The organism is Streptomyces sp. NBC_00370, assembly GCF_036084755.1.
Taxonomy (GTDB): domain Bacteria; phylum Actinomycetota; class Actinomycetes; order Streptomycetales; family Streptomycetaceae; genus Streptomyces.
Map to the genome: position 1 here is coordinate 4,099,619 of NZ_CP107968.1, position 25,233 is coordinate 4,124,851.

A 25,233-nucleotide genomic window follows, 5' to 3' on the forward strand; every position below is an offset into this window, starting at 1 on the left:
GGAATGCCACGACCACTGCCTGCACGCTTCAGCGTCACCGCGCCCGCCCCCCTGACACATCCGTAGATCACTTCACATCACTTCACATCACTTCGGGAGAATCCATGACCGTGAGCAAGAACATCAACAACCCCGTGGGCATGGGCGGCGGCCAGCGCAAGCGGCTGTCCCGTGCCGAACGGCAGAACAATGGTCCGCACCGCAACCTCGACCGCCAGGGTGCCGCCGACCGGAAGGCGGAGCTGGTGCGCAAGATGCGCGAGAAATCAGGCGCGACCGAGGACGCCGGGCAGACGGACGACGACACCGCACAGAGCTGACGCGCCGCCGCGGCAGGGCGGCAGCGCCCGCTCCATTCCCTTCAGGTGCAGAACGTCCAGCCCATGGCTGTACGCCGACCGGGCGGCCGCGCCGTGCAACCGCAGTTCGTACGACGGCGCGGAGCGCACACCCTCCGTCGCCACCAGCGTGTCGAGCACCTGCGTGGTGATGCGGTCGAGTTCCGGCCTGACCTCCTTGTCGAGGTCCGGCCGCCGGGTGGGCCGCTGTTCGGGATGCGCGTCCCAGTGCGCGTACAGCCCGCGCTGCACCAGCTTGTTCGCCTCGATCTGGTCCTCGAAGACGGTGACCACCACGTCAGGCTCCAGCCGGAGCCCGACGGCACGGGTGGCGACGTCGTCGAGGACCTGCTGCTCCCGCGCGGGGTCGTCGATCGGGCGGTCGGTGCCGTACTTGGCGGCGGCCACCTTGTCGGCGACCAGCAGTCGCTCGGCGAACAGGTCGGTCAGCGTGACCAGCGGGGTGAGTCCGAAAGCGGCAGATGGCGCGGGCCCCGCAGGCCGCGGCTGGGCGACGGCGGGCATGGCTGCGGCACCGGAGAGCAGCAGCGTGGCGCACGCGGCGACCAACGCCGATCTTGTACGTCGGGTTCGCACAGGACGTGTCCTTTCGTTGTGTGAGGTGGCTTTCACACAAGACGTTGTCCCGGTGGAGGAGAGGAATCACATGGCAGCGGCCTCCGGTGCGGGGAAGCCGGCCTGGCGGAACACCCTCGAAGCGTGTGGACTGCTGGTCCTCGGAAGAGAAGCCCCGTGTCCTGTGCCTGATGTCCTGACCGCCATCCGCGCCGTTACGGGGGTGGAGGTCAGGCCGACGGTGACGGTCCTGGAGTCACATCCTGACGTGGTGGCCGGGTTCGCCGGACTTTCTGGCGCTGTCGGCGGACGGTCGCCAGCTGTGCGCGGTCACGTCCGAGGAGGACGAGTACTGGATCGTCACGCGCGTCCTCGCCTGGGGGGCGGTTGGCCGCCAGTGTCGGCCCCTGCGCGGGCAGGTGGAAACGGGCCTGCGCTACGCCAGGTCGTCGGCGTCCTGCGTGGCGGGCGCGAATGCCTCCGTGCCCTGCTCCGCTGCCGCCGGGTCCATCCACATGACCTGCCAGCCGTGGCCGTCGAGGTCGAAGAAGCTGCGGGAGTACATGAAGCCGTAGTCCTCGGCGTCGTCGGCCTGGGTGCCGCCCGCCGCGAGTGCGGCGGCGCTGACCGTGTCGACCTCTTCGCGGGATGCGGCGCTGAAGGCGTACAGCGCCAGCGTGTGCGTGGTGGGATCGGCTGTCGGCAGCTTCGCGAACTCGGCGAACTTCTCGCGGGTGAGCAGCATGACGAAAGCCTGCTCGCCGACCAGCATGCACGCGCCGCTCTCGTCGGTGAAGTTCGGGTTGAAGCTGAATCCGAGCTTGGAGAAGAACGTCTTGCTGCGGTCGAGGTCTGCTACGGGCATGTTCACGAACAGCATGCGGCCGGGGTGTGCGGAAGTGGTCATGGTCGGTCTCCGGTCATTGGCTCGACGGCTCGATGGCGTACGTGCTGGTAGACCGACCCGGTCGGCGGAACTCATCGGTGGATCTTCGCCGGCCGGATGTCTCGGTTACGGCCGGTGCGCGGTCAGTTGGTGCCGGGGGCTGACTTGTGGAGCAGGTGGGTCAGTAGCAGGGCGGTGCCTGCGGTTGCTGCTCCCGCCGCTCCTGCCGCCAGGAAGCCGCGTGAGGAGCGCCAGGACAGGACCGACCAGCGGGACTGGGCGGAGAGTACCGAGCCTGTGCTCAGCCATGAGCCCGCGGAGATAAGGGACAGGGAGGAGCCGATCGAGCCGAGCGAGAGGGCGCTTCCGATCGAGCCGATCGACAGGGCCGAGCCGATCGATCCCACGGACAGCACCGATCCCACCGAGCCGATCGACAGCACCGAGTCCTGGGACCACAACGAAAGCACCGAGCCGGCGGAGCCGGGGCGGGCCGAGCGTGCGGGGAGCTTTGTCATGGGGGCCATCTTGCCCGCTCGTTCCCGCTACGCGCGGCGTGCCGTGACGATCCAGGCGCGTGAGTCGAAGTGGACGCCGTCGCCGGTGTCGTGGGCGGCGAGGGTCGTGTGGAGTCGGGTGCGGGCCTGGTCGGCTGTCGTGGTGTCGAGGTCGGCGAGGAGGTCTTGGAACTTCAGCAGGCGGAGCACGCTGTCGAGGGCGGTGGCGGTGTCCGGGCCGTAGTAGACCGGTTCGTGCACGTCGGTGAAGGTGACGTCCGTGAAGCCCGCCGTCGTCAGGATGTCCTCCGTCAGCCTTGGGTCGGCCAGCGAGAACGCGTTCGGAGCGGAAGAGGGAGCTGAGGCGGGAGGGGCTGGTGCCGCGGTGAGACTTTCGCGGATCGCCGACGCCCATTCGTTGCGGTCGCGGCCTTGCCAGACCAGCAGCACCAGCCGCCCCGACGGGCGCAGCGCCCGTCCGATGTTGGTGAACGCGGCGACCGGGTCCGCGAAGAACATCGTGCCGAACCGGCTGACGCAGACGTCGAAGTACGTCGGTTCGAAGCCGTACACCTGCGCGTCCGCCTGGTGGTACGTCGCGTTGGACAGCCCCTGTTCGGCGGCCAGTTGACGGGCCCGCTCCAGCATCGGCGCGGAGATGTCGACGCCCAGCGCGCTCCCGGCGACCGCGGCGCGGGCGGCGTCGCGGGTGGTCTGGCCCGTGCCACAGCCGATGTCGAGTACGCGGTCGTGGCGGCCGACGCGGGCAACCGCGCGGAAGTGTTCGTTGTAACGGCGCAACTCCGCGTCGTAGTCGAACAGTTGGGGCTTGGCGCCGCGCTCCCCTGACGTCCCGGTCATCAGATCTCCCTCCGTACGAAACACCGCGGCCCCTCCGGGCGAACGTCACGCGTTCGCCCGGAGGGGCCGGTTCGGCTGTTTCGATATTACGTCGTGGTCAGTGGATCAGGGGCCTCCTCGGCTCCAGCCACGGCGGCGTCGGAACCGGCGAGCCGGGTCCGGCGCCGCCGCCTGTGCCGGACGGGACGGACAGGCCAGGCAGGCCCGCCAGGCCCGGTCCCGCGATGGCCGCGTGACCGTCGCCGTGGTTGTCGCGGTCCGTCAGCTGGAATCCGACCGTGTAGGTCCGCGTGACCGAGCCGTTGGCCGAGGTCACCTTGATCGTGCGGGTGGTGAGACGGGACGCGCTCGACGAGAGCACCGAACTGCCGTCGGTGACCTTCACCCGCGCACCGGCCTGGGCCGGGGCGGCCGAGACGGCCGGGATCCGCGCGTTCTTCGGCCAGTCGACCACGTACGTCGACACGTTCGGGTCGAAGCCGTCGATCGCCGCGCCCCCGACCGTGATCGCCTTCGCGTCGGCGACACTCGCCGCCGTGGCGTCCGGGAAGTTCTTCACCGTGACCGACCCGTCGGCGTTGACGACCACATGCGCCGTCATCGCCGCCGCCAGGTTGATCCGCTCCCAGCTCGCCCCGCCGTCCGCCGTGAGGTCGAGCGGGTACCCGGAGTCCGTCGCCGTCTGCTCCAGGATCTGGGTGCGCTGCTCGGCGGTGAGGTCCGGGAACGCGGTGATCAGCAGGGCCGCCGCGTCGGACGGCGCCTTGACGGCCTGCCCCGACTTCCCCACCTGGGAGAAGCCGTAGGTCAGGCGCCGCGTGTACAGGTCGACCTGCTGCGTCCCGTTCAGGCCGCCGTACGAGTCGCCCGCGCAGGCCGCGAGCGTGTCGCCGTACCCCTCTTTCGCGCACTGCGCGAGCAGCACGTTCTCCATCTCGGTGTGGGCCTGGGTCAGCAGCTCCGCGAACTCGGGGTCGGCCCACCGGTGCGCGACGGTGGCCTGTCCCGCGATACGGCCGCCCATGACGTCGAGCGGGTAGTGGAAGCCGAGGACGATGCGGTTGTCCCCGTACTCCGACGTGCGCGCGAGGATCGACGGCGCCAGCTCCGGCAGGAGCGTGGCGAGGACGGTTCCGGCCTCGTAGCCGCCGTAGGTGTGGCCGCTGGGGTACGAGCCGCTGGTGGCGAGGCCGCTGTACGAGCCGTCCTGCGACTCGTAGATGTCGCCGCCGTCACCGACGAACCCGAGCCGCACGTACGGGCGCTGGTAGCCGTAGTGGTCCTTGGCCGCGTCGACCTTGTCGAGGTTCTTCGTGACCCGGCCGAACAGGGCGTTGGTCTTGGGCAGTTGGCCGCCGCTCAGGGCGTCCTGGTAGATCTTGCCGAGCTGGGAGCCGAGGCCGTCGGCCATCGTGACGGTGGCGCTGTTGGTCGCGTCGACCTCGGCCCTGTCCACCTCCTTCTGTGTCGCCGCGTTGTTGATGCGGACCGCGATCTGGTCGTTCTCCGCGCTCAGTTCGGTGCCGTTGGGCACCTTGGTGTTGGCGCCGAGGGTGCCGGTGCCGAGGTCGTCGAAACCGTTGAGCAGGCTGTTGAAGTAGTCGGTGCCGTCGCCGGCTCCCGGCCAGGTGTCCGACGCGTAGGTCGCGTTCAGCGTGTCGTCCGGGAAGGGCGACGGTTCGTACGTCGGGTCGGAGGAGGACGCGGACCCGGACCCGGAAGCAGCCGCCGAGGCCGGGGCCGAAGCCGCGGCGTCGTCCGACGTTCCCGCCAATGTCACCGCGGTCACCGTGGCCGTCTGCGCCTTGGCCTTGCCCGTGGTCGTCAGCAGCGCCGTGTCAGCCGTGGCCGGCACATGCGCGGTGGTCCCGTCGCCGAGGGCCACCGTGTAGCCGACGATCGGGAATCCGCCGTCGCCCGCCGGCCGCCAGGTCACGCGGACCTGCTTGCCGTCGGTGAGCACGCCCTGCACCTTCGGCTTCTGCGGCTTGCCGCCGCCGGTCACCACGGGCGCCGTAGCGGCGCTCGGGCGCGAGGCGCCGACCTTGTTCACCGCCTGGACGCGTGCCGTGTAGGACCGGCCCGCGCGCAGCGAAGTGAACGTCGTGCTGCGGCTGTTCGGGTCGTGTATCTCGACCTGGTGGCCGTCGCTGAGGCTGATCCGGTACCCGGTGAGGGCCGAGCCTCCGGTGTCGGCAGGCGCCGACCAGGCGACCGTCACACTGGAGCCGGACGATGTCGCCGACACCGCGTCGGGCGCGGCCGGCACCGACGTGGGCTTCGACTTCAGTGCGGACATCGCGTGGTCGAGGGCGGTGTACCGGGCGGTGAGGGCCTTGTCCGTAGCCGCGTCGTCCGCGACCGTGGTCTTCGCCTCCCCCAGTGCCTTGCTGAACGCCTTCCACGACGCGTCCGTGTAGCGGTCGTTGACGAGGGCCGAGGCGGTCGTGACCAGGTCCTCAAGCCGCAGCCTGGGCAACGGGACCAACTGGGTCGCGGCCAGGGTGAGCCGGCGCGTCTGGGTGTCGACTTCGAGCTGCGTCGCGTCGTCGGCGCCGAAGAGGGCGCGTGCCGAGGCGAGTTCGCGCAGGTACACACCGAAGTCGACCGTGTCGTAGCGCTCAGCGTCGGCGGAGACTCCCTCGTACTGGTCGATCGCCTTCCGCAGCGCGGACTTGTCCGTGACGGCGGGCGTCTCGACGTGGTCGAAGGTGATACGGCCCAGATTCGCGACGTACGGGTGGGCGGCGTCCGGGTTCGTCGTCAGCCGCAGGTGGACGGCGTGCTTGCCGGTGATCGCCGTGGGCAGGGTCAGGCTCGTCGTCCCTCCTGACGACCACGCGCTGCCCGTGACCGGGAGCGGTACGGTCGCGTACGGGGTGCCGGGGGCGGCCGGGTCGAAGGAGTCCAGGTAGAGCTGGACGGCCGAACCGGTGCCGCAGCGCGCGGAGTTGTTGGCGTAGGTGATCGTGACGGTGTTCTTGGCCGAGCTGCCGAAGTCGATGTCCCCGTAGTCGAGCCAGGCTCCGTCGTACGTGCCGCCGAGGTCGGTGGTGGAACCCGACCCCGTCCAGCTGACCGGCTCGCTCTTGAGCCCGCCGCCGCTGTGGGAGCGGAACGCGGTGGCGTCGAAGCCCACGGGGGCGGCGGCGTCCTGCGTCAGGGTCAGCGAGTAGACGTTGGCCACGTAGGGCTGGGCGTCCGTCTGCGTGCTGGAGACGAAGACCGCGTACACGTCCTGAACGCCGGTGAAGACGGCCGGGTCGAGCCGCACACTCGTCGTGCCGACGGTGCCCCAGCCCGAAGCCGTGTAGTCGAGCGGGATGTCGACGGTCTTCGGGCCGTCCTTGGAGCCGAGGTGCAGCTCGATGTGCGAGTCCGAGGCCGCGCGCGACTGCGGCTTGTCATAGCTGACGGTCACGGTGTCGGCGCCGTCGCCGAGGTCCGTGTCCTTCCACTGCGCCCACGCGCCGTTCGTCACGTTCTCGAAGATGCCGTTCGAGAGGGAGAGCGGGAGCGAACCGCCGCCGGTCGTGGTGGAGTTCACCGCGGTCAGCGTGGCGAGCGTGGTCGTGGGTGACGTGGAGACCTCGTACGGCGAGAACTGGTACCGGTCGAAGTTCGCCACCCACTGCCGGCCCGTCGGGGCGTGGAACACGAACGTCGCGCTCTTCGCCGCCAGCAGGGCGTCCGGGTCGGTGACGGTCGCCTGGACGGTGTTGTAGTACTGCCAGCCGCCGGTTCCGGGGAGCTTGACGGTGGCGACGACGGGACCGTCGGCGGCGCCGGCGTGGATGTCGACGCTGCTCGGCTGGGCGTTCGTCGCCACGGAGTTGGCGTAGCGGACCGAGACGCTTCGCGGGGCGACCCCGCCGAAGTCCAGCTTGTTGTACCGCTCCCAGGCGCCCTCGGTGACGCCGCCGAGGTCGCCGTCCGAGTAGTACGCCTCCTTCACCAGGCTGGGACCCTCCATCTGCGAGGGGTCCTCGGCCTGCAGGACGGCGTAGCCGCCCTCGTCGAGGGTGAGCCCCTCGACGGCGGAGCGCAGCCCGTCGTCGGCGGCCATGATCGTGCCCGTGGCGGACGTGGTGTCGGCCAGGACGGTCCGCGCGCGTTCGAGCGCCGACCTGAACAACGTCCAGGAGCCGTCGGAGTAGTTGTCGCCGCGCACCAGGGACGCCTGGTCGACGAGTGCGCCAAGAGCCTTGCGGTGCACGGCGGCTGCGGAGATCAGGAGCGGGTCGGTCGGCGATATCCCCGTGCCGCGCACCGTCGAGGCCCGCGTGCCGTGGGCGAACGCGGCGTCGCGGAACGTGATGCCGAAGCGCGCGTCCACCGTCGCCGTACCGGTGAGGGACAGCGTCGCCGTACGCGAATCGCTGACGCGGAGGTCGGCCTTGACACCGCCCGGCAGGCCGGTGACGGTCGCCGCCCCTGACTTGGTCAGGCTGGTGCCCTTGCGGGCGGCGAACGTCGCGGGGCCGTTCAGCGTCAGCTTCACGCTGTCGTCGAGCTTGCCGTCCGCCGCGGTGTCGACGGTTCCCGGGCGGGCGGAGACGACCGTGTCGCCCTTGCCCGCTCCCCCGTCGCCGCCACCCGTGTCGCCCGCGTCGGTGTTCAGCGAGTACGCGGGCTCCGTGCGGGCGCCCCACTGCGAGGGCTTGGACCCCATGGTGAAGTCCAGGGTGCCGCCACCGATGATCTGTGCGTAGTCGAGCCACGTGTTGTCGAACCGCTTGCCGTTGAGGGTCGCGCTCTGCACGTAGTAGTTGCTCGGCGATACGCCGTCGGCCTTCACCGTGAACTGGCTGCCGTTGGCGTAGGTGATCGTCGTGGAGTCGAAGAACGGGCTGCCGATCTGGAACTGGCTGGAACCGGCGGTCACCGGGAACAGTCCCAGGGCGGCACCGACGAACATGGTCGACATGGTGCCGGCGTCGTTGTCCATGGTCGGCAGGAAGCCGTTCGGGGCGAGCTTGTAGACCTGGGTCTTGACCGGCGGGGTGAACTCGCCGCCCGAGCTGGGGGCTTCGTTCGTGGAGCCCGTCGCGATGTAGCGGTTCCAGGTCGTGCCGGTGTAGATGGCGCGCACCCACTTCTGCGTCAGGCTCGGCTCGCCGACGTAGTTGAAGAGGTACGGGGCCTGGAGGTCGATCTCGTTCGCGTTGGAGTGCAGCATGGTCGAGCCGTCGTCGACGGCCGAGTCCTCGCCGAACATGTGCTTGACGGCGGCCTTCCCTGCCTTCGGGCCGCCCATGGCCTCGATGAGGCCGCCCATGTCGTACGCGTCGTACCAGTGGTACTGCCACAGCGTGCCCTGGTAGAGGCCGGCCGCCTCGAACTTCTCGTAGTCCGCGCTCTGCCAGTCACCGCCCGTGGCGCGCGGGGTGAGCAGACCGACCTTCGTGCCGTCGGCCGCCGTCCAGGCGCCGGACTTCACGAGGTTGTCGATCGCCATGGTCGACTGGTCGCGCAGCTTCTTCGCGTCCGCCTTCTTGCCGAGCGCGTCGGCGACGACGGCCAGCGCCCACTGGTCGTAGCCGCGCTGGACGGTCGTACCGGGATCGCCGCTGACGTAGCCCTGGCGCAGCTGCGCGCCCGTGTAGTACCCGCTGTACGCCAGCAGCGCCGGGTACGCCTCGTCGAGCCGGTCGAAGTTCTTGTACCCCTTCGACAACGCGTCGGCGACGAGCACGGCCGAACGCTCCCACCGCACGGTCGGGACCGAGTGGGTGAGGCTGCCGAGGCTCTTGCCCGAGGCGCGCGCGTCGGCGAACAGCACGACGAGCGACTGGATCATGTCCCGGTAGGTGGCCGGGTCGATGTACGCCTCGACGGAGTACTTGCGGAAGTCGTCCCAGGTGGACCAGCCGTCGTAGTACGTGAAGCCGTTCGCCTTGTGCACCGCTCCGTCGGCGCCGCGGTACGTACCGCTGGTGCTGGTGGCGTTCACCGGCAGCGCGTACATGCGGTACAGGTGGGTGTAGAACTCCTTGGTCAGCGTCGACCCGGGGTCGGACTTCGCCGAGGCGCGCACGGCGACGGCGCCCAGCGCGCTGTTCCAGTCCGCCTTCGTCCGGGCGCGCGCCTGGTCGAAGGTGAGGCCGCCCACCTCGTTGCGCTGGTCGGTCACGGCCTGTTCGGCGCTGATCGGCGACAGGGTGACGCGCAGTTCGATGTCGTTCCCCGCGGACTTGTCGAACCCGAGGACGGCGCCGGTGTCGGACCCGTCCTGCGTGGTCGCCTCGCTCAGCTTGCCGTCGCTGCCCCAGCTCTTGAGGGAGGTCACGGGGGCGTTCGTGGTGGCGTTGTAGTACATCTGGTAGGAGGCGCCGTTGAACGATCCCGCGACGAGCCCGGTGATCGAGGTGGTCCCGTCGGGGAGCGTCGTCGCCTTGAGCGTCGAGCGGGTGCGGCTGGTGTAGTTGTTCGCGAGGTCGAGGACGAGCTCGGGGTCCGACCCTGCGGGGAAGCTGTACCGCTGGAGCGCCGTACGCGTCGTCGCGGTCATCTCGGCCTTGACGGTGCCGGAGTCCTGCTTCACCGCCGAGCCGGTTCCGGAGAGGGCCCCGAGGCCCACCTGGTAGTACCCGGGCGTCGCGGTCTCGTCGTCGTGGCTGAACGGGTGGGCGTACGTCCCGGAGGCGGGCCGGCCGTCGTACTTCACGGACGTGGGGACGACGAGCAGGTCGCCGCCGCCGCCCGAGCCGCCGACGCCGTCGAGGTTCGTCGCGGTGAACCCGGCGATGTGGTCCTCGTTGTAGTCGTACCCGGAGTGGTTGCGGTTCGGCGTGGTCATCGGGTTGACCTTGGCCAGGCTGTGCGGCGCCTGGGCGCCCGGCAGGTCGTTGCCGTCGTCGCCCGCGGTCGAGACGAACGGGTCGACGAGCTTCGTGTAGTCCGTACCGCCGGTGGTGCCGGGGGACTTGCTCGTGGTCGCGGATGTGGCCGTGGCCGCGCCGGGCACGGCGGCGGCCGCGCCGGCGCCGGCGAGCGCGCCGACGCCGAGCGCGCCGCTGAGCAGCACGGCGACGGTGGCGCGCAGTTGCCGGTGCCGTCTTCGGTTGGCGCGCGGAACAACCGCGCGGGGCAAGGGAGTTCGAGATCTGATGGGCACGTAACCTCTCCAGTGTCGTATGGCGTCCGCACAGTCCGCCCCGCAAGGAAGACAACGTTGTCAGACTAAACACCGGAGCGTGCGGAGCAAAGGCGGAAGTGGACGCACGGGATCGCACCCGTGGCGTTCACGACCGTGCGCCATCAGACAGGGAAAAGGAATACGACGGGCAAACAGAATTCGGACGGAAGATGTGTCCGGAACGCCGCGAACACCGTGAACGCCCCGAGAAGTCACCAACCGCGCACACGGCGTTGCCCCGCTTACGTGAGGGTGGGACCGGGGAGGGCGAGGGCCGGGAGAGTCAGGGCCGAGTGGGCCGGGATTCCCTTCGGGGCGGGCATGGCGCTCAGGCTGCGCAGTCGTTTGTTGCGCTGCTCCAGGGCCTGGGCCGTGCTGGGGAAGAGTGCGGCGTCGCCCGTTTTGACCAGGTCCTGGTTCGCGGTCACGAAAGCGCGGGTGGCGTTCTCGTACGCGGCGAAGCCGGTGGTGTGGTCCTGGCCGGCCAGGGATGCGGCGAGCATGTACGCGCCGACGAGGGCGAGGCTGGTGCCCTGGCCGGTGAGGAAGGAAGGCGCGTACGCGGCGTCGCCCAGCAGCGCGACCCTGCCCTGGGACCAGTGGGGCATACGGATCTGGCTGACCGCGTCGAAGAACACGTCGTCCGCCTCACGCATGGCGGCGACCATGCCCGGGACTTCCCACCCCGCGTCGGCGAACACCGTCGCGACCAGGTCCCGTTGGGCCGCCCGGTTCCGGAAGGCGTCGAACGGCGGTCGCGGCCGGGCGAAGTTCAGGAAGGCGTGCACCTCGTCGTCGTCCCCCACGGCGTAGAGCGCCGCCGCCCTGCCCGGGGCGTTCCACAGCACGGTCTCGTGGGAGAGGCCGAAGGTGTTGGGCATGGTGAACACGGCGAAGCAGTAGCCGAGGTAGCGGTGGAACCGCTCTTCGGGGCCGAACAGCGTCTCCCGGGTGCGTGAGTGCGTACCCTCAGCGCCGAACACCATGTCGAACGTACGGCTGCCGCCGCCACGGAAGGTGACGTCCACCCCGTGACCGGTCTGGTCGAGCGTGCCGACGGAGTCGTCGAACAGGAACTCCACGTCGTCACGGACCGCCGCGTACAGCGCCTCGGTCAGGTCCCCGCGCCGCACCTCCAGGTCCCGTCCCGTGACACCGCCGGTGACGGTGTGCGGATGGATCGAGGCCACGGTGTCGCCGTCGCCATCGAGGAAGGTGATCCGGCGCAGATCGATGTGCGCCTCGCGGAGCCGGGGCAGGATCCCCATCCTGTGGACGACCTCAAGTGCGGTGCCGCGCACGTCGATCGGGTAGCCACCGCTGCGCGGTGCGGCCGCTTTTTCGACGACCGTGACGGCGTATCCGTACCGGTTCAGCCAGTACGCGAGCGCGGGGCCCGCGATGCTGGCCCCGGATATCAGGACCGTGCGCCTCTGGGTGGTGCGGGCATGCGTCAACTGCTCGGTGTGGGGCATTCCTTGGCTCCTTCGCGCAGAGTTCGGACGACCAGCAGGGACAGCGCCGTGACGACGCCGGCGATGAGGAAGCCGGTGATGAAGGCGGATTCGGCCGGGACGTCCGACCCTGAGGGGGTCCCGGCGGTGAGGAAGGCGCCGCTGACCTGGGCGCCCGCGGCGAAACCGATCACGCGCGTCACCAGGACCAGGCTGGTGGCGGTGCCGGTGTTGCCGTGGTCCACGGAGGTGGCGGTCCTGACGACCATCGCCGTCACGCACACACCACTGGCCAGGGCGACCAGCGCCTTGCCGACCATGAGGTGCCAGACCTCGCTGTGCAGGAACGCCAGGAAGACCAGGGTGGCCGTCATGACGCCGATGCCGGCGGTGACCACGGCGCGCGTGCCGAAGCGACGCGCGGCTGCCCCGCCGAGCGGCCCGCTGATCGCGGCCATGACGGCGCCGGGCAGCAGATACCGGCCGATGTCGGTGGCGCCGGCGCCGAAGCCGTACGTGTCGGCGGAGACCGCGAAGAGCTGCGGCACGAGATACATCGACACCGAGGTGCCCACGCACACGGCGAACGTGATCACGTACGAGCTCCAGATCGCCGGCTTCGCGAGCAGGCGCAGATCGACCATCGGCGACGCCGCACGCCGCTCGACGGCCGTCCATCCGACGACGAAGGCGGCCAGCACCACGACGAGGGCGCCGAGCACGAGCGGCTGCGCGCCGATCTCGGGGGCCAGCGCGAGGGTGAGCATGAGCGTGACCAGCATCCCGCTCAGCAGAACCAGCCCGGGCCAGTCGATCCCGGCGCCGTCCGACCTGGCCGGCGGATCGTCCGGCATCAGCGCGCGGACGAACAGGGTCGCCACGACGATCGCGCCCGTCGGTATCGCGAACATCCAGTGCCGGGAAAGACCTTCGGCGACGGGCCCGGCGATCAGCGTGCCCAGCATGCCGCCGCCCACGAACAGCCCGCTGACCACGCCGATGGCCACCGCGGACTCGCCCGCCGGGAGGTGCTTACGCACCAGGATGAACGAGAGCGGCATCGCGCCGACCATCGCGCCTTGCAGTACCTGACCGAGCAGCAGCACCGGCAGGTTCGGTGCCAGCGCGGACACCAGACCGCCGACGCTGACCACCGTCATCAGGCGGAGCATGACCAGCTTCCCGCCGTAGCGGTCACCGAGGCTGCCCGCGACGGGCGCGACGAGAGCGCCGGTGATGAGCATCGCGATGCTGATGAGCGCCCCTTGGGCGGGGCTCATCGATAACTCGCGTTGCAGGAGGGGGAGGGTCGGTGTCACCACCGACTCCAAGGTGCCGGTGGCGGCTGCCAGCAGGCCGAGCGACCAGACGGCGGCCTTTCCGATACGGGCCGGGGGAGCGAGTGTTGTGGTCATGGACGTCCTTTCGTCGGTGTGCTGCCCGGCGCGTGTTGTACCGGCGTGCGTTGTCCGGCGTGTGTTGTCCGGCGTGCGTTGTCCGGCGTGCGTCATGACCAGCGGCGCAGTGCCGCTCGGGCGGGCAGGGTGAGTGCCGCCAGCGTCAGACCGCCGGCCGCGGCCACGAGGGATCCGTACAACAGCGGTGGGACGTAGGGCAGTTCACCGGTCGTACCGCGCATCATGGGGATCAGCGTGGCCGCGGCGATCGCCGAGCCGAGGACGACGCCGACCACGGCGACCAACAGACCCTCCCAGCGCAGCATTTGAAGCACCTGGCGCCGGGTGGAGCCGACGAGCCGCAGGGTGCCCAGCTCGCGGCGGCGGTCGAGGACCGTCATCACCAGGGTGTTGACAGCGGCGATGGCGGCGAAGCCGCCGAGGACCGCGGCCATCATGTTGTTGGTCCAGGCGCCGAGCTTCGCGTCGAGACTCTGCTGGGTCGCGTAACCGGACGCGTCGGTGACCTCGCCCAGGGCGGTCAGTGACTTCTCCGAGCCGCCGCTGACCAGCAGAGTGCTGTCGAAGCCCGAGGTGACGTGTCCGGCCAGGGCCGCCCGGTCCATGGTCACCGTGGCCAGGCCGAGGCCTCGGCCGTAGACCGCGACGATCTCCGGGGCGACCTTGGTGCCGTCGGGCAGGTAGAGCGGGAGCTTGTCCCCCACGCCGACGTCGGCCGAGTTCGCCAGGGTCCAGTCGACGGCGATACGGTCCGCGCCGAGCCGGCCGAGGCTGCCTTCGCGTACGTCCAGGTCCTGCACCTTGGCCAGTTCGGCACCGGAGCCGGTGACACCCTGCGTCCCGGCGCCCAGCAGCGACTTGAACTCGCCGGAGCCGACCGGCACCAGCACCTGCGTGTTCAGCAGGCCTACGGCCGCGTCCACGCCCGGCGTACGGGCGGCGCGCTCAGCCGCGTCCACCGGGAGCCCGGCCGGGTCCGTCACCACGTGGTCCGCCGTGATGCCCGCGCGCAACTGCTTGTCCGCGACGTGGTTCTCGCTCGTGTGCATGAAGACGAGCGTCGAGGCGAAGGCCATGGCGAGCACGATCGGTGTGATCGCGGACGCGAGACGGCGGGCGTTGGTACGGGAGTTTGCGGCGGCGAGCTGTCCCGCCGGGCCGGCGCCGCGCAGCGGGAGGCCGAAGAGACCCGCGCACAGCCGTGCCACCAGGGGGCCCAGCAGCGCGACGGCGAGCATGAAGAGCATGACGACGCCGAGCGCGGCGCCTGCCGCGTCGTCCCCCGCCGAATGGGCGGAGACGCCGGTGAGGATCGCGCCGCCGACGAGGGCGGCGATGCCCAGTGCCGTACGGATCACGCCTGGCCGCAGCCGTTCCACCGACGCCTCGGCGAGCGCCTGGCCCGGCTTGATCTTCGCGGGCCTGCGGCCGGCCATCCAGCCGGCGCCGAGCGCGGTGAGCAGCCCGACGGCGACGGCGGCGAGGAGCGGGAGCCCGGACACGTGCACCCGCACGGCCTCCGGGACGGCGCCGCGGTCCTGCAACTGCCCGAACCACCAGTGCGCGAGCCCGATGCCGGGCAGGGAGCCGATGATCCCGGCGAGCGGCGCGACGAGCAGCGCTTCGGAGGCGACCGCGCGGCGGATCTGCCGGGGGGTCGCTCCGACGGCGCGCAACAACGCGAATTCCCGGGCCCGTTGGGACACGGACAGGGCCACGGTCCCGGCCGCGGTGAAGATCGCGACGACGGCGGCGATACCGCCGAAGGAGCCGCCGATGCCGAAGAGCGTCACCTTGGCGTAGCCGAGCCCCGGGTCCTCGATGGCGCCACGGTCGTCGCCGGTGTGCACCTCGGCGGCGGAACCTGCCAGGGCCTTCTTCACCGAGTCGGCGAGGGCGGCGGGGGTGGTGCCGTCCTTGGCCAGCACGGCGATGGCGTCCGCCTTGCCGGGATGGCCGGCGAGCGCGGGGGCCTCGGTGTCGGCGAACCAGGCGAGGGCGGCGCCGCTGTCGGGGGCGGTGTTGCGGGCCGTGTCCGCGGGTCCTGCCTCGGCGATACCCGCGACGCGGAAGTCCCGCTGCCCGGCGGCGGTCTGCAGGGCGACGGTGCCACCGACGGTGGCCTTCGCCGCGCGGGCGGCGGGGGCGTTGAGTACGACCTCGCCTTCGCGGGGCGCGGAGCCGGTGGTCAGCGCGGTACCGGTGAAGGCGTGGGAGCCCCAGCCGTGCGCGGTGAGGGAGCTGTCGCTGTGCGTGGTGTTCCCGGTCCGGACCGGGAAGGTGAAGTCCGCGACGGCGGTGGCCGCGCCCGGAGCGGCGGCGGCCTTCGCCGCGAGCCCGGCGTCCACCCGCGCGGTGTCCGGCAGCGGGACGGCTTCTTCCTCGCGGTCCTCGCCGCTGCCCGTGACGATGTACTCGTACTGGTCGGCGGCTGCGACGACCTGCGCGCCTCCGTACCGCTCCGGCGGCACCGACGCGCGCAGGCCGGTTTCGAGCAGGATGCCGCAGGCCGTGACGATCAGTGCCGACATCATCAGCGCGACGAAGGTCCCGGCGAAGGACGCGGGCTTGAAGCGGACGGCCGCGCGGGCGAGTCCGTTGGGGCGCATCATGCGGCCGCCCCCGCCATCGCGCCCGTGCGGCCGGTACGGGCGGTACGGGCGGCGGTGCGGGCGGTCAGCTCCGACATCCGCTCACCGATCTGCTGCGCCGAACCGCGCTCCAGGCCGCCGGCGAAGGTGCCGTCCGCGAGGAACAGCACGCGGTCGGCCCAGGCGGCGGCGGTCGGGTCGTGGGTGACCATGACGACGGTGGCGCCGAGGGTGTCCACCGCCTGCCGGAGCAGGCCGAGGACCTCGGCGGCGGTGCCGGTGTCGAGGGCGCCGGTGGGCTCGTCGGCGAAGATCACGTCGGGGCTGGTCACCAGGGCGCGTGCGACGGCCACCCGCTGCTGCTGGCCGCCGGACAGCTCGCCGGGCCGGCGCCGCGCCTTGTCGGCGAGCCCGACCTGCGCGAGCACGTCGGCCGCCCGGCGGCGGTCCTGACGCCGTCCGGCCAGACGCACGGGCAGCAGGACGTTCTGCTCCACGGTCAGCGAAGGCAGCAGGTTGAACGCCTGGAAGACGAACCCGAGGCGGCTGCGGCGCAGCTCGGTGAGCTGGTTCTCCTTCATGCCGGTGATCTCCGTACCGCCGAGGCACACCGACCCCGAGGTGGGCCGGTCGAGACCGGCGGCACACTGCAGGAAGGTGGACTTGCCCGACCCTGACGGGCCCATGACGGCGGTGAACGTGCCGCGCGGGAGGGCGAGGTCGACGCCGTCGAGCGCGTGCACCGCGCTCGCGCCACGGCCGTACTGCCGCCGGACCCCGCGCAGCTCGACGGCGAGACCGGGCGTGCCCGCAGGACGCTGGCCCTGCGGTTGGCCGTCCGTCTTCGGCTGCCCGTCCGTCTTCGGCTGCCCGTCCGTCTTCGGCTGTCCGTCCGTCTTCGGCTGCTTGCGGCTGCGTAGCCTCATGTCCGCCCTTTCGCGATTCTCGTGCTGACGCGAGGGAGTGTGCGGGGACGGCCGCGCGCCGGGCGTCATACCCGGGAGCCAACGTGGGGGTAGTACCGAGGTAGGGGGTGGAGGAGGGCGGCCACTACCTGGGCGGTCGGCGGGGCTTGCCCCGGCGGGCACGCGGGGCTTCACCCTCGTCGCAGGGTGATTGCGGGCGCTCAGGCCGGCCCGCCTGGCGGGGTACGTCGCACGCGCCCTTGCCGCCGGAGGTGGCGGGGCCCTGCGCCCCTTGGCGCTCGTACGGTGCTGGTGCGCGCACCGGTACCCCCGAGGCCACGCCCGGCGGACGCGGCCTCGTTCGGGGCGGCTCGCCTCGGGCCTCTGACGGCGGGGTGTCGCGGCGTCCGTACCGCTTATGCCGCGCCTTCGGCGTCGCCCCGCGTCACCGGCAGCCGCGCCGCCACCCGGAAGCCGCCGTCCGGCAGCGGGCCGGTGTCCAGCTCGCCGCCGACCAGACGCACCCGCTCGCGCATGCCGACGAGGCCGTGTCCGGTGCGGCCCTCCTCCAGCGGTGCGGCGGGCGGCTCGGGCGGGGGGCCGTTGACGACGAGTACGGTGAGCCGCCGCTCCCCGGCCCCGCCTCCGGACCCGGACCCGCTTCCGGACCCGGACCCGGACCCGGCTCCGTCCCCGGTCCCGTCCCCGTCCCGGTCGTCCGACACCGATACCGACACCCGCGTCGGAGCACCCGGGGCGTGCCGTACGACGTTCGCCAGGGCCTCCTGCACGATCCGGTACGCGGAGAGGCCCACCGCCTCCGGCACCTCGGCGTCGCACGGGGTGAACTCGACCGGCACCCCCGTCCGTACCGTCGCCTCCACCAGCTTCCCGATCCGCGTCAGGCCCGGCTGCGGGGCGAGTTCGCCGTGCGTCTCCTCGTTCCGCAGCACCCCGAGAAGCCGCCGCATCTCCCCCAGCGACTCGCGCGCTGTCGCCGCGATGGAGGTGAACTCCTCCTGCACGTGCGGCGGCAGGCCGTCGAGGCGGTACGCCGCTGTGTCCGCCTGCACCGTGATGACGGACATGTGGTGCGCCACCACGTCGTGCAACTCCCGCGCGATACGGGCGCGTTCCTCCAGCAGCGTGCGGCGGCTGCGCTCCGCCTCGCTGATCGTCTCCTGCTCGGCCAGCCTGCGCTGCACCTCGTACCGCTCGCGGAGCGCACCACCGAGCAGGAGCGCGGCGCCGCTGAGCACGATCATCACCGTGCTGTTACCGGTCGTGCCGTGGGGTGCGGCGAACGCCAGGCCGATGCTCGCTGCCGCCGTGGCGAGCCACACCAGCAGCAGCGTCCGGCGCCGCTCGCGCAGGCCGAGGGCGAGGCAGAGTCCGACGTACCCGACGATCACCATGGCGGGGAACGGCCAGACGCGCTGGTCGGCGAAGTCGACGGTGAGCAGGGTGAGCGCCCCTGCCACGTCCGCGACGAAGATCACGTACCAGGCGCGCAGAGGGTAGACGACCGCGAGCAGCAGCGGCGCCGCCTGCGCGACGGCGAGCACGCTCGCGATGCCGCCGTTCAGGCCGTAGTCGACGCTGAGCACCCGGATGGTGGTGGGCAGCAGGGCGACGCACAGCACGAACGCCACGCCCCATGGCAGCAGCCGTACCCACCGACGCGACGCCCCCGCGAGCAGCGCGCGCGGGTGTTTCTCCTCCACCGGTGTCATGGCCTCCACGCGTCCACCCTATGCGCGGCGCGACGGCGGGACGGCGACAGGAAAAGCGGTGTCCCGGGAAGCACCGACGCCGGACCCGGCGCGACCGCTGCCGGATGATCTTCATCTTGCGTAAGCGAACTGTTCATCCGCACCTCCGTTCTCTCACCTTTCGCGGCTCTAGAGTTCGTCAGCTGCCGTGATCCGTGATGCAGCCCTGTGTCGCCTGGGGGGACCAGACGCCGACCGGGCCGTAGGCGGACCGGGCCGTAGGCGGCATCCAAGACTGAGAAGTCATCTGATCCGTGTGATCCGTGGGGGGTCAACAACTTGAGAATGTTCACGCGCCGCCATGCCGCGGCGCTCGCGACTGCTGCGGTCCTCGCCGCAGTAGGCACAGTGGCGATCGCACCGGGCGCCGTCGCCGACGACGCCGACGACGCCGACGACTGGGGGACCGAGGGCCAGATCCTCGTCGACGGGGGGACGTTGATCGACCCGGCGACGGGCGCGGCCACCCAGATCCCCAACGCGGGCGGTTCGTCCGCGGCCTGGGCGCCGGACGGCAGCCGGCTGGTCGTCACCCAGAGCCAGATCGGCAGCTTCCGCCCCAGCGGCTCCACCAAGATCACCCTGCCGTGGGCCACCGGCGTCCGTTCCAGCGCGTCGTACGAAGACCTGGCCTACGGGTGGGGGCGGCCGTTACGTCGTCTTCTCCACGGGTGGACAGCTCGCCTACGGCCCGTCGGACGGCGCGTGGGCCCCCGAGCCGCTGCTGAGCAGCAAGCTGGGACCGGCCACCGCGTGCGACACCCACCCGACGGTGACCTGGGCGGGCGTGGTCGCGTTCCAGCGCAACATCAATTACGGCTGCTACGACAACGTCGGCATCGAGGTGTACGACGGGACCACCGTCAAGCGTGTCATCACCAACGGCGAGCAGCCCGAATTCTCACCCGACGGGACGAAGTTGGCCTTCGTCCGCGCGGACGCCGACGGCAAGTCGCAGATCTTCACCGCGAACGCCGACGGCAGCGACGTCAAGCAGCTGACCACGGGCCCGCGTTCGTACGCGAACCCTTCCTGGTCGCCGAACGGCGCCCGGATCCTCTTCGACGCGCACACGTCGCCGGACAGCGGCGACGCGCACACGACCGAGTACATCGACGTGGCGAGCGGCGAGTTGACGAAGGTCGCGGAGGGGCAGGGCTCGAACCCGAGCTGGCAGCCGCTGCGGAAGAACATCACCGCGCGGGTGTGGGGCGACGACGAGTACGCCACCGCCGTGGCCTCCTCCCGCTTCAGCTGGAACACCGTCGGCAAGACCCAACCGGGCCTGCTGGACGCCAAGTCGGCGGTGCTGGTCAGCCAGGACGACATGGCGGACTCGCTCACGGCGCCCGCGCTGGCCGGCAAAATGTCGGCCCCGGTGCTGCTGACGCCGAAGACCGCGCTGTCGACGCCGGTGAAGAACGAGCTGAAGCGGATGCTGAAGCCGGGCGCGAACGTCTGGATGGTCGGCGGCACGTCCGTGCTCTCCAGCAACGTCGCCACGCAGCTGCGGACCCTCGGTTACGTCCCGAAGCGGGTCTCCGGCGCGGACGGCTACGAGACGTCCGTCAAGGTGGCGGCGGTGCAGACCAAGAGCCCGCGGTACGTGTTCCTGGCCAGCGGCAAGGACTACAAGGCGGCGCTTCCCGCGGCTGCGGCGGCGGGTTCGGACGGCCCGAGCGGCGCGAGCACCCTCGTGCTCAGCAGCGGCACCACGCTGACCGCGTCCGTGAAGACGTACCTCAACGGCCTGAACCCGGACAAGACCATGATCATCCCGGTCGGCGCCGACGCGAAGTACGCGCTCACGCATACGTCGTTCACGAAGTGGCCGTCGTCGTACTACTACTACCCGGTCACGTCCGGCACCGCCGAAGGCCTCTCGGTGGCGCTCGCCAAGTTCTGGTGGACCACGCCCGACACGGCCACCCTCGCGTACGCCGGCTCCTGGCGCGACGGGGTGTCCGCGAGCGCGGCGATGAACATCTACGGGCCCATCCTGTGGACGTCACGGCCGGCCCTGTCCAGCGAGGTCAAGAGCTACCTGCTGCGCGAGTCCGCGGGCACGCAGTCCGTCGTCGCCTTCGGCAACACCGGCTCCGTCACCCTGGGCGCGCTGAACACGGCGGGCTCGTCGATCAGCGCGAACGGGAACATGTTCCTGTACCACGCGGACTACAACGGCGACCAGAACACAACCACAGCCACGGGCACGGCCACGGGCACGCAGGGCCTGCGCAAGAGCGCCGAGGCACCCACAACGCCACTCAAGGGCGCCACACCACGCTCGTCCCCGACGTCCCCGACCACCCCGGCCCAGCCGACCGTCAAGCCGAACCTCGACTCACTCAAGACGACCCAGCACCAGTAACAACACCCGCCGCAGGGGCACGAACCACGGGGGCGCCGACCACAGGGTCGGCGCCCCTGCGGCGCTCGTTCCCATGTCGGTGCGGGTGGGGCTCGGCGAGACTCACCGTACGGGGAAGCCGAAGGTGTAGCCCTGCTCCTTCAGCCACGGCAGCACCTCGCGCAGCGCCGCCAGGGTCTGGGCGCGGTCTCCGCCCGCGTCGTGGAAGAGGATCGTCGGGCCGTCGGCGATCTCGCTCTTGACCGTGGCGACGATGGTTTCCACGCCGGGGTGTTCGAAGTCCTTCGTGTCGACGTTCCAGCCCAGCGGCCGCATCCCGCGGGACGCCGCCAGGTGCCGGCTGTACGGGGTGAAGGCGCCGCCCGGGGCGCGGTAGTACTGGGGGCGGACGCCGCCGGAGGCCTTGGTGATCATGCGTTCGGCGTCGAGGATCTGCTGGGACTGGTAGGCCTCGGACTTGGTGTCCATGGTGGTGTCGTGCGAGACCGTGTGGTCGCACAGCCGGTGCCCGCCTGCGACGACCGCCTTGACCAGGTCCGGGTATTCCTGCGCCTGCGTACCCACCATGCAGAACGTGGCCTTCACGCCGCTGTCCTTCAGCAGTTGCAGCACCTGCGGCGTCCAGGCCGGGTCAGGGCCGTCGTCGATGGTGATGTTGACACCACGGGCGCCACGGTCCGAGGCGTGCGCGATCTCCTCCGACACCTTGGCCACTTTCTGGTTCCGGTCTCCGGCGGCGGGCGCTGAGGCATGGGCCGCCGGCTGCCGGCCGCCGGCCGAATCGGCCTGCGCGGTCCACATCGAGGTGCCGACGGCCAGGGCTGTCACGCCGAGCGCAGCCGCGAGGACCCGGCTGTGCCATCCCATTCTCTTGTGACTTGCCATGTCGGGCCGCCCCTTTGCTGTCTCCGCCGGTGCCGTTGCTGCCGTGCACCCATGAAGACACACGAAGGGCCGTAGTGGTCCCCTCTGTTACCGATCACGGACGAACCCGCAGGGGGGCGGCGACAAACCCAGCGGTTCCACGACACCCAGGCACGACAGGCACGACAGGCACGGCACACCGAGCCGTCACAGCGTTGCGGCGAGGATCCGTTCACGCTGGTCGGCGGCCCAGCGGTAAGAAGGCTTCATCGTGAGGGCGCGGTCGAGATCGGCCAGCGCCTCCACCCGTCTGCCGAGCGCCTCGTGCGCCATCGCCCGGCTGCCCACCGCCCAGGCGTATCCCGGGTCGAGGGCGAGCGCCCGGTCGTACTCGGCGATCGCGTCCTCGAACCGCCCTTCCTGTCGCAACAGTTCGCCTCGTTCTCCCACGATCCAGGGATTGCGTGGTGACAGCGCCAGCGCCCTGTCCAGGTCGGCCCGTGCGCCGCCGGTGTCGTCGAGCGAGCGCCGTACCTGAGCACGGCGTACCAGGGACCAGATGTGGTCGGGCTTGATGTCGAGGGCGAGATCGAGGTCGGCCAGCGCTGCCGCGGACCGACCCTGGGTGTGTGCCGTACGCGCCCGGCTGGCCAGTGCCAGGACATGGCCGGGGTCGATGACGAGCACCTGGTCGAAGTCCGCGATCGCCGCCTCGGGGCGACCCGCCAGCCTGTTCGTCTCGCCCCGGTGCCAGAAGGGGCGCGTACCAAACACCCGCCGCTCGACGGCCCGGTCGTGATCCTCCAGCGCCTTCTCGTACTCACCGAGCGCCCGATGCACCAGTGCTCGCCCCGTGTAGGGCCGAGCCCACCGCGGGGCCAGGCCGATCGCCCGGTCGAAGTCCTCGAAGGCGTCCGTGTACCTCGCCTCGTCGCTGTGGCCCTCACCACGAATCATGAACGCGAGGGCGCGGCCCGCGTCGTCAAGTTCCGCCCGGGACAGGAGCATTCCGAGCAGCTTCTCGACACCGCGCTGTTCGTCCCCCAACGCGGCCAGACAGTGGGATCCCCAGTCGCGCAACGCGTCGTCCGCCACCGCCTCACCGGCTTCGGTGAAGACGTGAGCCCACCGTCGTGCCGACTCCGCTCCTGCCGCGCATGCAGCGGGACCGTCTCCCAGTGCCCGCGCGAAGGCCAGGCGCGGCTGCGCACACAACAGGTGGTAGATCTCCTCCAGGCGCTCGACCCACCATGCTTCCGACTCCACTTGCTCCCAGGTCTGCAGCCCCGCCCCCGCCGACTCCCGCCGCTGTCCGAACGACTCCGCCAGCCGGTCGTGGGCCGTACGCCACCGATCGGGCGACACGGAACGCTGGAGCCGCAGCATCGGGTCGCGCACCACGTCGTGGTAGTGCGCGAAGCCTCCGCTGTCGCTCACGAAGGGCATGGTGCGCAGCCAGCTGTAGAGCGCGGTCGGGTCGGCACCGCCCGCGTCGCCGACAGCGGACGTGAAGATGTCCTCGTTCAACCGCCGTGGCAACGCTCCGGCGAGAGCCGCCGCGCGGCGGGTCGGTTCCCGCTCCCACTTCAGGAAGCGCTCGACGGCGGTGGCGCTGGGGTCGTCCACACCGCCCGGACCTGCGGCGTTCTCGGCGACGGCGAGGGTCGAGAGCAGGACGGGCAGCCGCCGGGACAGCCTGAGCACATCCCGCACCACCGTGTCGTCCACCACTCCCTTCGCGGTGAGAAACTGCCGCGCCTCGGACTCGGTGAACGGCGTGAGCGGCACCTCGGTCACCAGGTCGGCGCAGTCCGCCCAGCAGTTGGGGGCGAGCGGGCCCTGCCCGGACAGGGTGATCACGGCGTTCGCGGGCAGCGAGCCGTACGGTCCGCCGATGACGAGATCGCGCAGCCACGTGTCGAGGAACGGCCCGGTGCGCTCGTACGTGTCGAAGAAGACGGCGATCCACGGAGCCTGGGACGCGACGCGGTCCAGTTCGGCGACCAGGGTCGGCGTGAGGACGCGGAGCGGGTCGGTGAGCAGCCGCGCGTCCTCCTGCCTGCTCGTACGGGTACCGAGAGCGGCCCGTACGTGGTCGGCGCCGCGGGCGAGTTGAGCTGGGTCGACGGCTCCGGTGAGCGCTCCGACCCCCGGAACCATGCCGAGGCCGACCAGCCCGGCCTGCGCGACGGCGAGCGATCCTGCCGTCGGACCCTGCTCGGGCTGCGCGAGGGACGCGGCCGACGCCTCGTCCCGCCGGCGGCGGTAGGTCGCGAGCGCCCGGTCGAGAGCCTTGAGCGGGTGCCCCAGCCGTGCGAACTGGTCGGCCAGCGCCTCCAGCACCTCCGGCACGCTGTTCACGGACTCGTCGACGGTGGCGGTGAGCGCCTGGCGCTCGCGCGCGGTCCTGACGAACTCGCGTACCAGAGTCGTCTTGCCCACGCCCGCGTTGCCATGGACGTGGAACACGAACCGGTGCTCCAGGTCTTCCGGCTGCGTGTCGAAGTTCGCCCGGAACAGCGCGAGTTCACTGCGCCGTCCGACGAACCCCGCATGTCGGCGCAGGTTGATGAGCTCTTGCATCGACGGACGCGCACTGCCAGCCATGCGCTTCAGTCTGGCAGCGGGGCAACGGCTCTGACAGACGGCGCGGCGGCAGGTGGCGCGACGGTCCTCTGTCCTCTCCCTGTTGGCCGGCGGCGACGGTCAGGGATTCCAGAACACACCGACCTGCACCTGGTCGAAGCGTCGCGCTGCCAGATCGTCCCGCCGGATCACCCAGTGGACGGAGGTTCCTTCCCTGCCGCTGATGCCGGGATCCCATTGGGCGAGCAACACCCAGTCCTCGCCCGGCTGCTCCGCGGCGAGCGAAGCCGCCTTCGCGACCGGGTCGATCTCGGTGTACTCGTCCCAGGCGTATCCGCCGATCTGCAGCGCCCCGGGGGTGGTGATGTCCTCCTCCTTGTCCAGCCACGCCGCGAGCAGTTGCTCGGAGTGCGGGTGCCCGGGGAGCGGTGCGCTCCAGGGTTCGTCGGGGAGCTCGATCCAACAGTGGTACGGCAGGGACACATTGGCGGCGGCGATAGTCAGCGGGCCTTGCGGGAAAGCCTGGCAGACCTCCCGGTAGTCGGGGATCTCGGCGAAGAAGTGGGCATCCTTCGCCCGCTCTTCGACGGCCGCACCGGCCGGTATGTAGACCACCTCCCCCATGGAGGCAATGTCCTCGTTGTCGGGAAAGGCGAACAACAGCAACTGTCCGTCGGGGGGCAGCGGGAGATCCGTCACGCCCTCGGGCAGGGCCGCACAGTCGATGGAGGCGACGAACGGGAACCGGGGATCCGGGGTGTCGACGGGAAGCAGCAAAGGGCCGCCGAACTGGGCAACGACCGGTCCGTTCCGGGCCTCGGACAGCGTCGCGCAGGGCCGGGCTATGCCGATCCACCGTTCCACATCGTCGGACGGAATTCCCCGGGCCAGTGCCTCTTCGCGGAATGGGCCGAGCTTGTCCAGCATCTCTGGCTTCATGCGAGAAACGTACCGGCAGGCACTGACACACTTAGCC

Annotated in this window: 15 protein-coding genes; 2 read left to right on the forward strand and 13 right to left on the reverse strand. The window is 71.0% G+C overall.

The annotated features are described in order from the left end of the window. Nucleotides 1–104: 104 nt before the first annotated feature. On the forward strand, nt 105–320 hold the full coding sequence (locus OHS57_RS18275; RefSeq protein WP_041987748.1) for a DUF6243 family protein: 216 nt from the start codon (nt 105–107) through the stop codon (nt 318–320). Here the strand turns inward: OHS57_RS18275 and aroQ are convergent. The 10 genes from aroQ to OHS57_RS18325 form a co-directional block, all read right to left on the reverse strand. Next, entirely contained in the window at nt 267–935 is a 669-nt protein-coding gene (gene aroQ, locus OHS57_RS18280; RefSeq protein ID WP_328582670.1) for a gamma subclass chorismate mutase AroQ, read from the reverse strand. The genes OHS57_RS18275 and aroQ overlap by 54 nt on opposite strands. 415 nt (nt 936–1,350) lie before the next feature. Continuing rightward, nucleotides 1,351–1,821, reverse strand: a complete 471-nt coding sequence (locus tag OHS57_RS18285; protein ID WP_328582671.1) for a VOC family protein — start codon at nt 1,819–1,821, stop codon at nt 1,351–1,353. Nucleotides 1,822–1,943: 122 nt separating this feature from the next. Continuing rightward, entirely contained in the window at nt 1,944–2,318 is a 375-nt protein-coding gene (locus tag OHS57_RS18290; protein ID WP_328582672.1) for a hypothetical protein, read from the reverse strand. A 27-nt stretch (nt 2,319–2,345) separates the two neighbouring features. Continuing rightward, a complete protein-coding gene (locus OHS57_RS18295; RefSeq protein ID WP_328582673.1) occupies nt 2,346–3,158 on the reverse strand; it encodes a class I SAM-dependent methyltransferase in 813 nt (270 codons plus the stop codon). Nucleotides 3,159–3,255: 97 nt separating this feature from the next. Then, a complete protein-coding gene (locus OHS57_RS18300) occupies nt 3,256–10,275 on the reverse strand; it encodes a glycoside hydrolase domain-containing protein (RefSeq protein WP_328582674.1) in 7,020 nt (2,339 codons plus the stop codon). 263 nt (nt 10,276–10,538) lie between these two features. After that, nucleotides 10,539–11,771, reverse strand: coding sequence for an FAD-dependent monooxygenase (locus OHS57_RS18305; protein WP_328582675.1), 1,233 nt, complete (start codon nt 11,769–11,771; stop codon nt 10,539–10,541). Then, a complete protein-coding gene (locus OHS57_RS18310) occupies nt 11,750–13,165 on the reverse strand; it encodes an MFS transporter (protein WP_328582676.1) in 1,416 nt (471 codons plus the stop codon). The genes OHS57_RS18305 and OHS57_RS18310 overlap by 22 nt, the downstream gene beginning before the upstream one ends. A gap of 92 nt (nt 13,166–13,257) precedes the next feature. Further along, on the reverse strand, nt 13,258–15,780 hold the full coding sequence (locus OHS57_RS18315) for an ABC transporter permease (protein WP_328582677.1): 2,523 nt from the start codon (nt 15,778–15,780) through the stop codon (nt 13,258–13,260). Beyond that, complete coding sequence (locus tag OHS57_RS18320) at nt 15,777–16,685, reverse strand: ABC transporter ATP-binding protein (RefSeq protein ID WP_328582678.1); 909 nt, start codon at nt 16,683–16,685, stop codon at nt 15,777–15,779. The genes OHS57_RS18315 and OHS57_RS18320 overlap by 4 nt, the downstream gene beginning before the upstream one ends. Before the next feature lie 395 nt (nt 16,686–17,080). Further along, nucleotides 17,081–18,397 carry a sensor histidine kinase gene (locus OHS57_RS18325; RefSeq protein WP_328585099.1) on the reverse strand — a complete coding sequence of 439 codons (1,317 nt, stop codon included), beginning with the start codon at nt 18,395–18,397 and terminating at the stop codon, nt 17,081–17,083. A gap of 811 nt (nt 18,398–19,208) precedes the next feature. On the opposite strand from OHS57_RS18325, the gene OHS57_RS18330 reads away from it, so the two are divergent. Continuing rightward, nucleotides 19,209–20,807, forward strand: coding sequence for a cell wall-binding repeat-containing protein (locus tag OHS57_RS18330; protein ID WP_328582679.1), 1,599 nt, complete (start codon nt 19,209–19,211; stop codon nt 20,805–20,807). A gap of 102 nt (nt 20,808–20,909) precedes the next feature. Here the strand turns inward: OHS57_RS18330 and OHS57_RS18335 are convergent, their stop codons facing one another. The 3 genes from OHS57_RS18335 to OHS57_RS18345 form a co-directional block, all read right to left on the reverse strand. Beyond that, nucleotides 20,910–21,692, reverse strand: coding sequence for a polysaccharide deacetylase family protein (locus tag OHS57_RS18335; protein ID WP_328582680.1), 783 nt, complete (start codon nt 21,690–21,692; stop codon nt 20,910–20,912). 186 nt (nt 21,693–21,878) lie between these two features. After that, complete coding sequence (locus OHS57_RS18340) at nt 21,879–24,278, reverse strand: tetratricopeptide repeat protein (RefSeq protein ID WP_328582681.1); 2,400 nt, start codon at nt 24,276–24,278, stop codon at nt 21,879–21,881. Nucleotides 24,279–24,377: 99 nt separating this feature from the next. Further along, entirely contained in the window at nt 24,378–25,196 is an 819-nt protein-coding gene (locus OHS57_RS18345; protein WP_328582682.1) for a DUF1963 domain-containing protein, read from the reverse strand. Nucleotides 25,197–25,233: the final 37 nt, after the last annotated feature.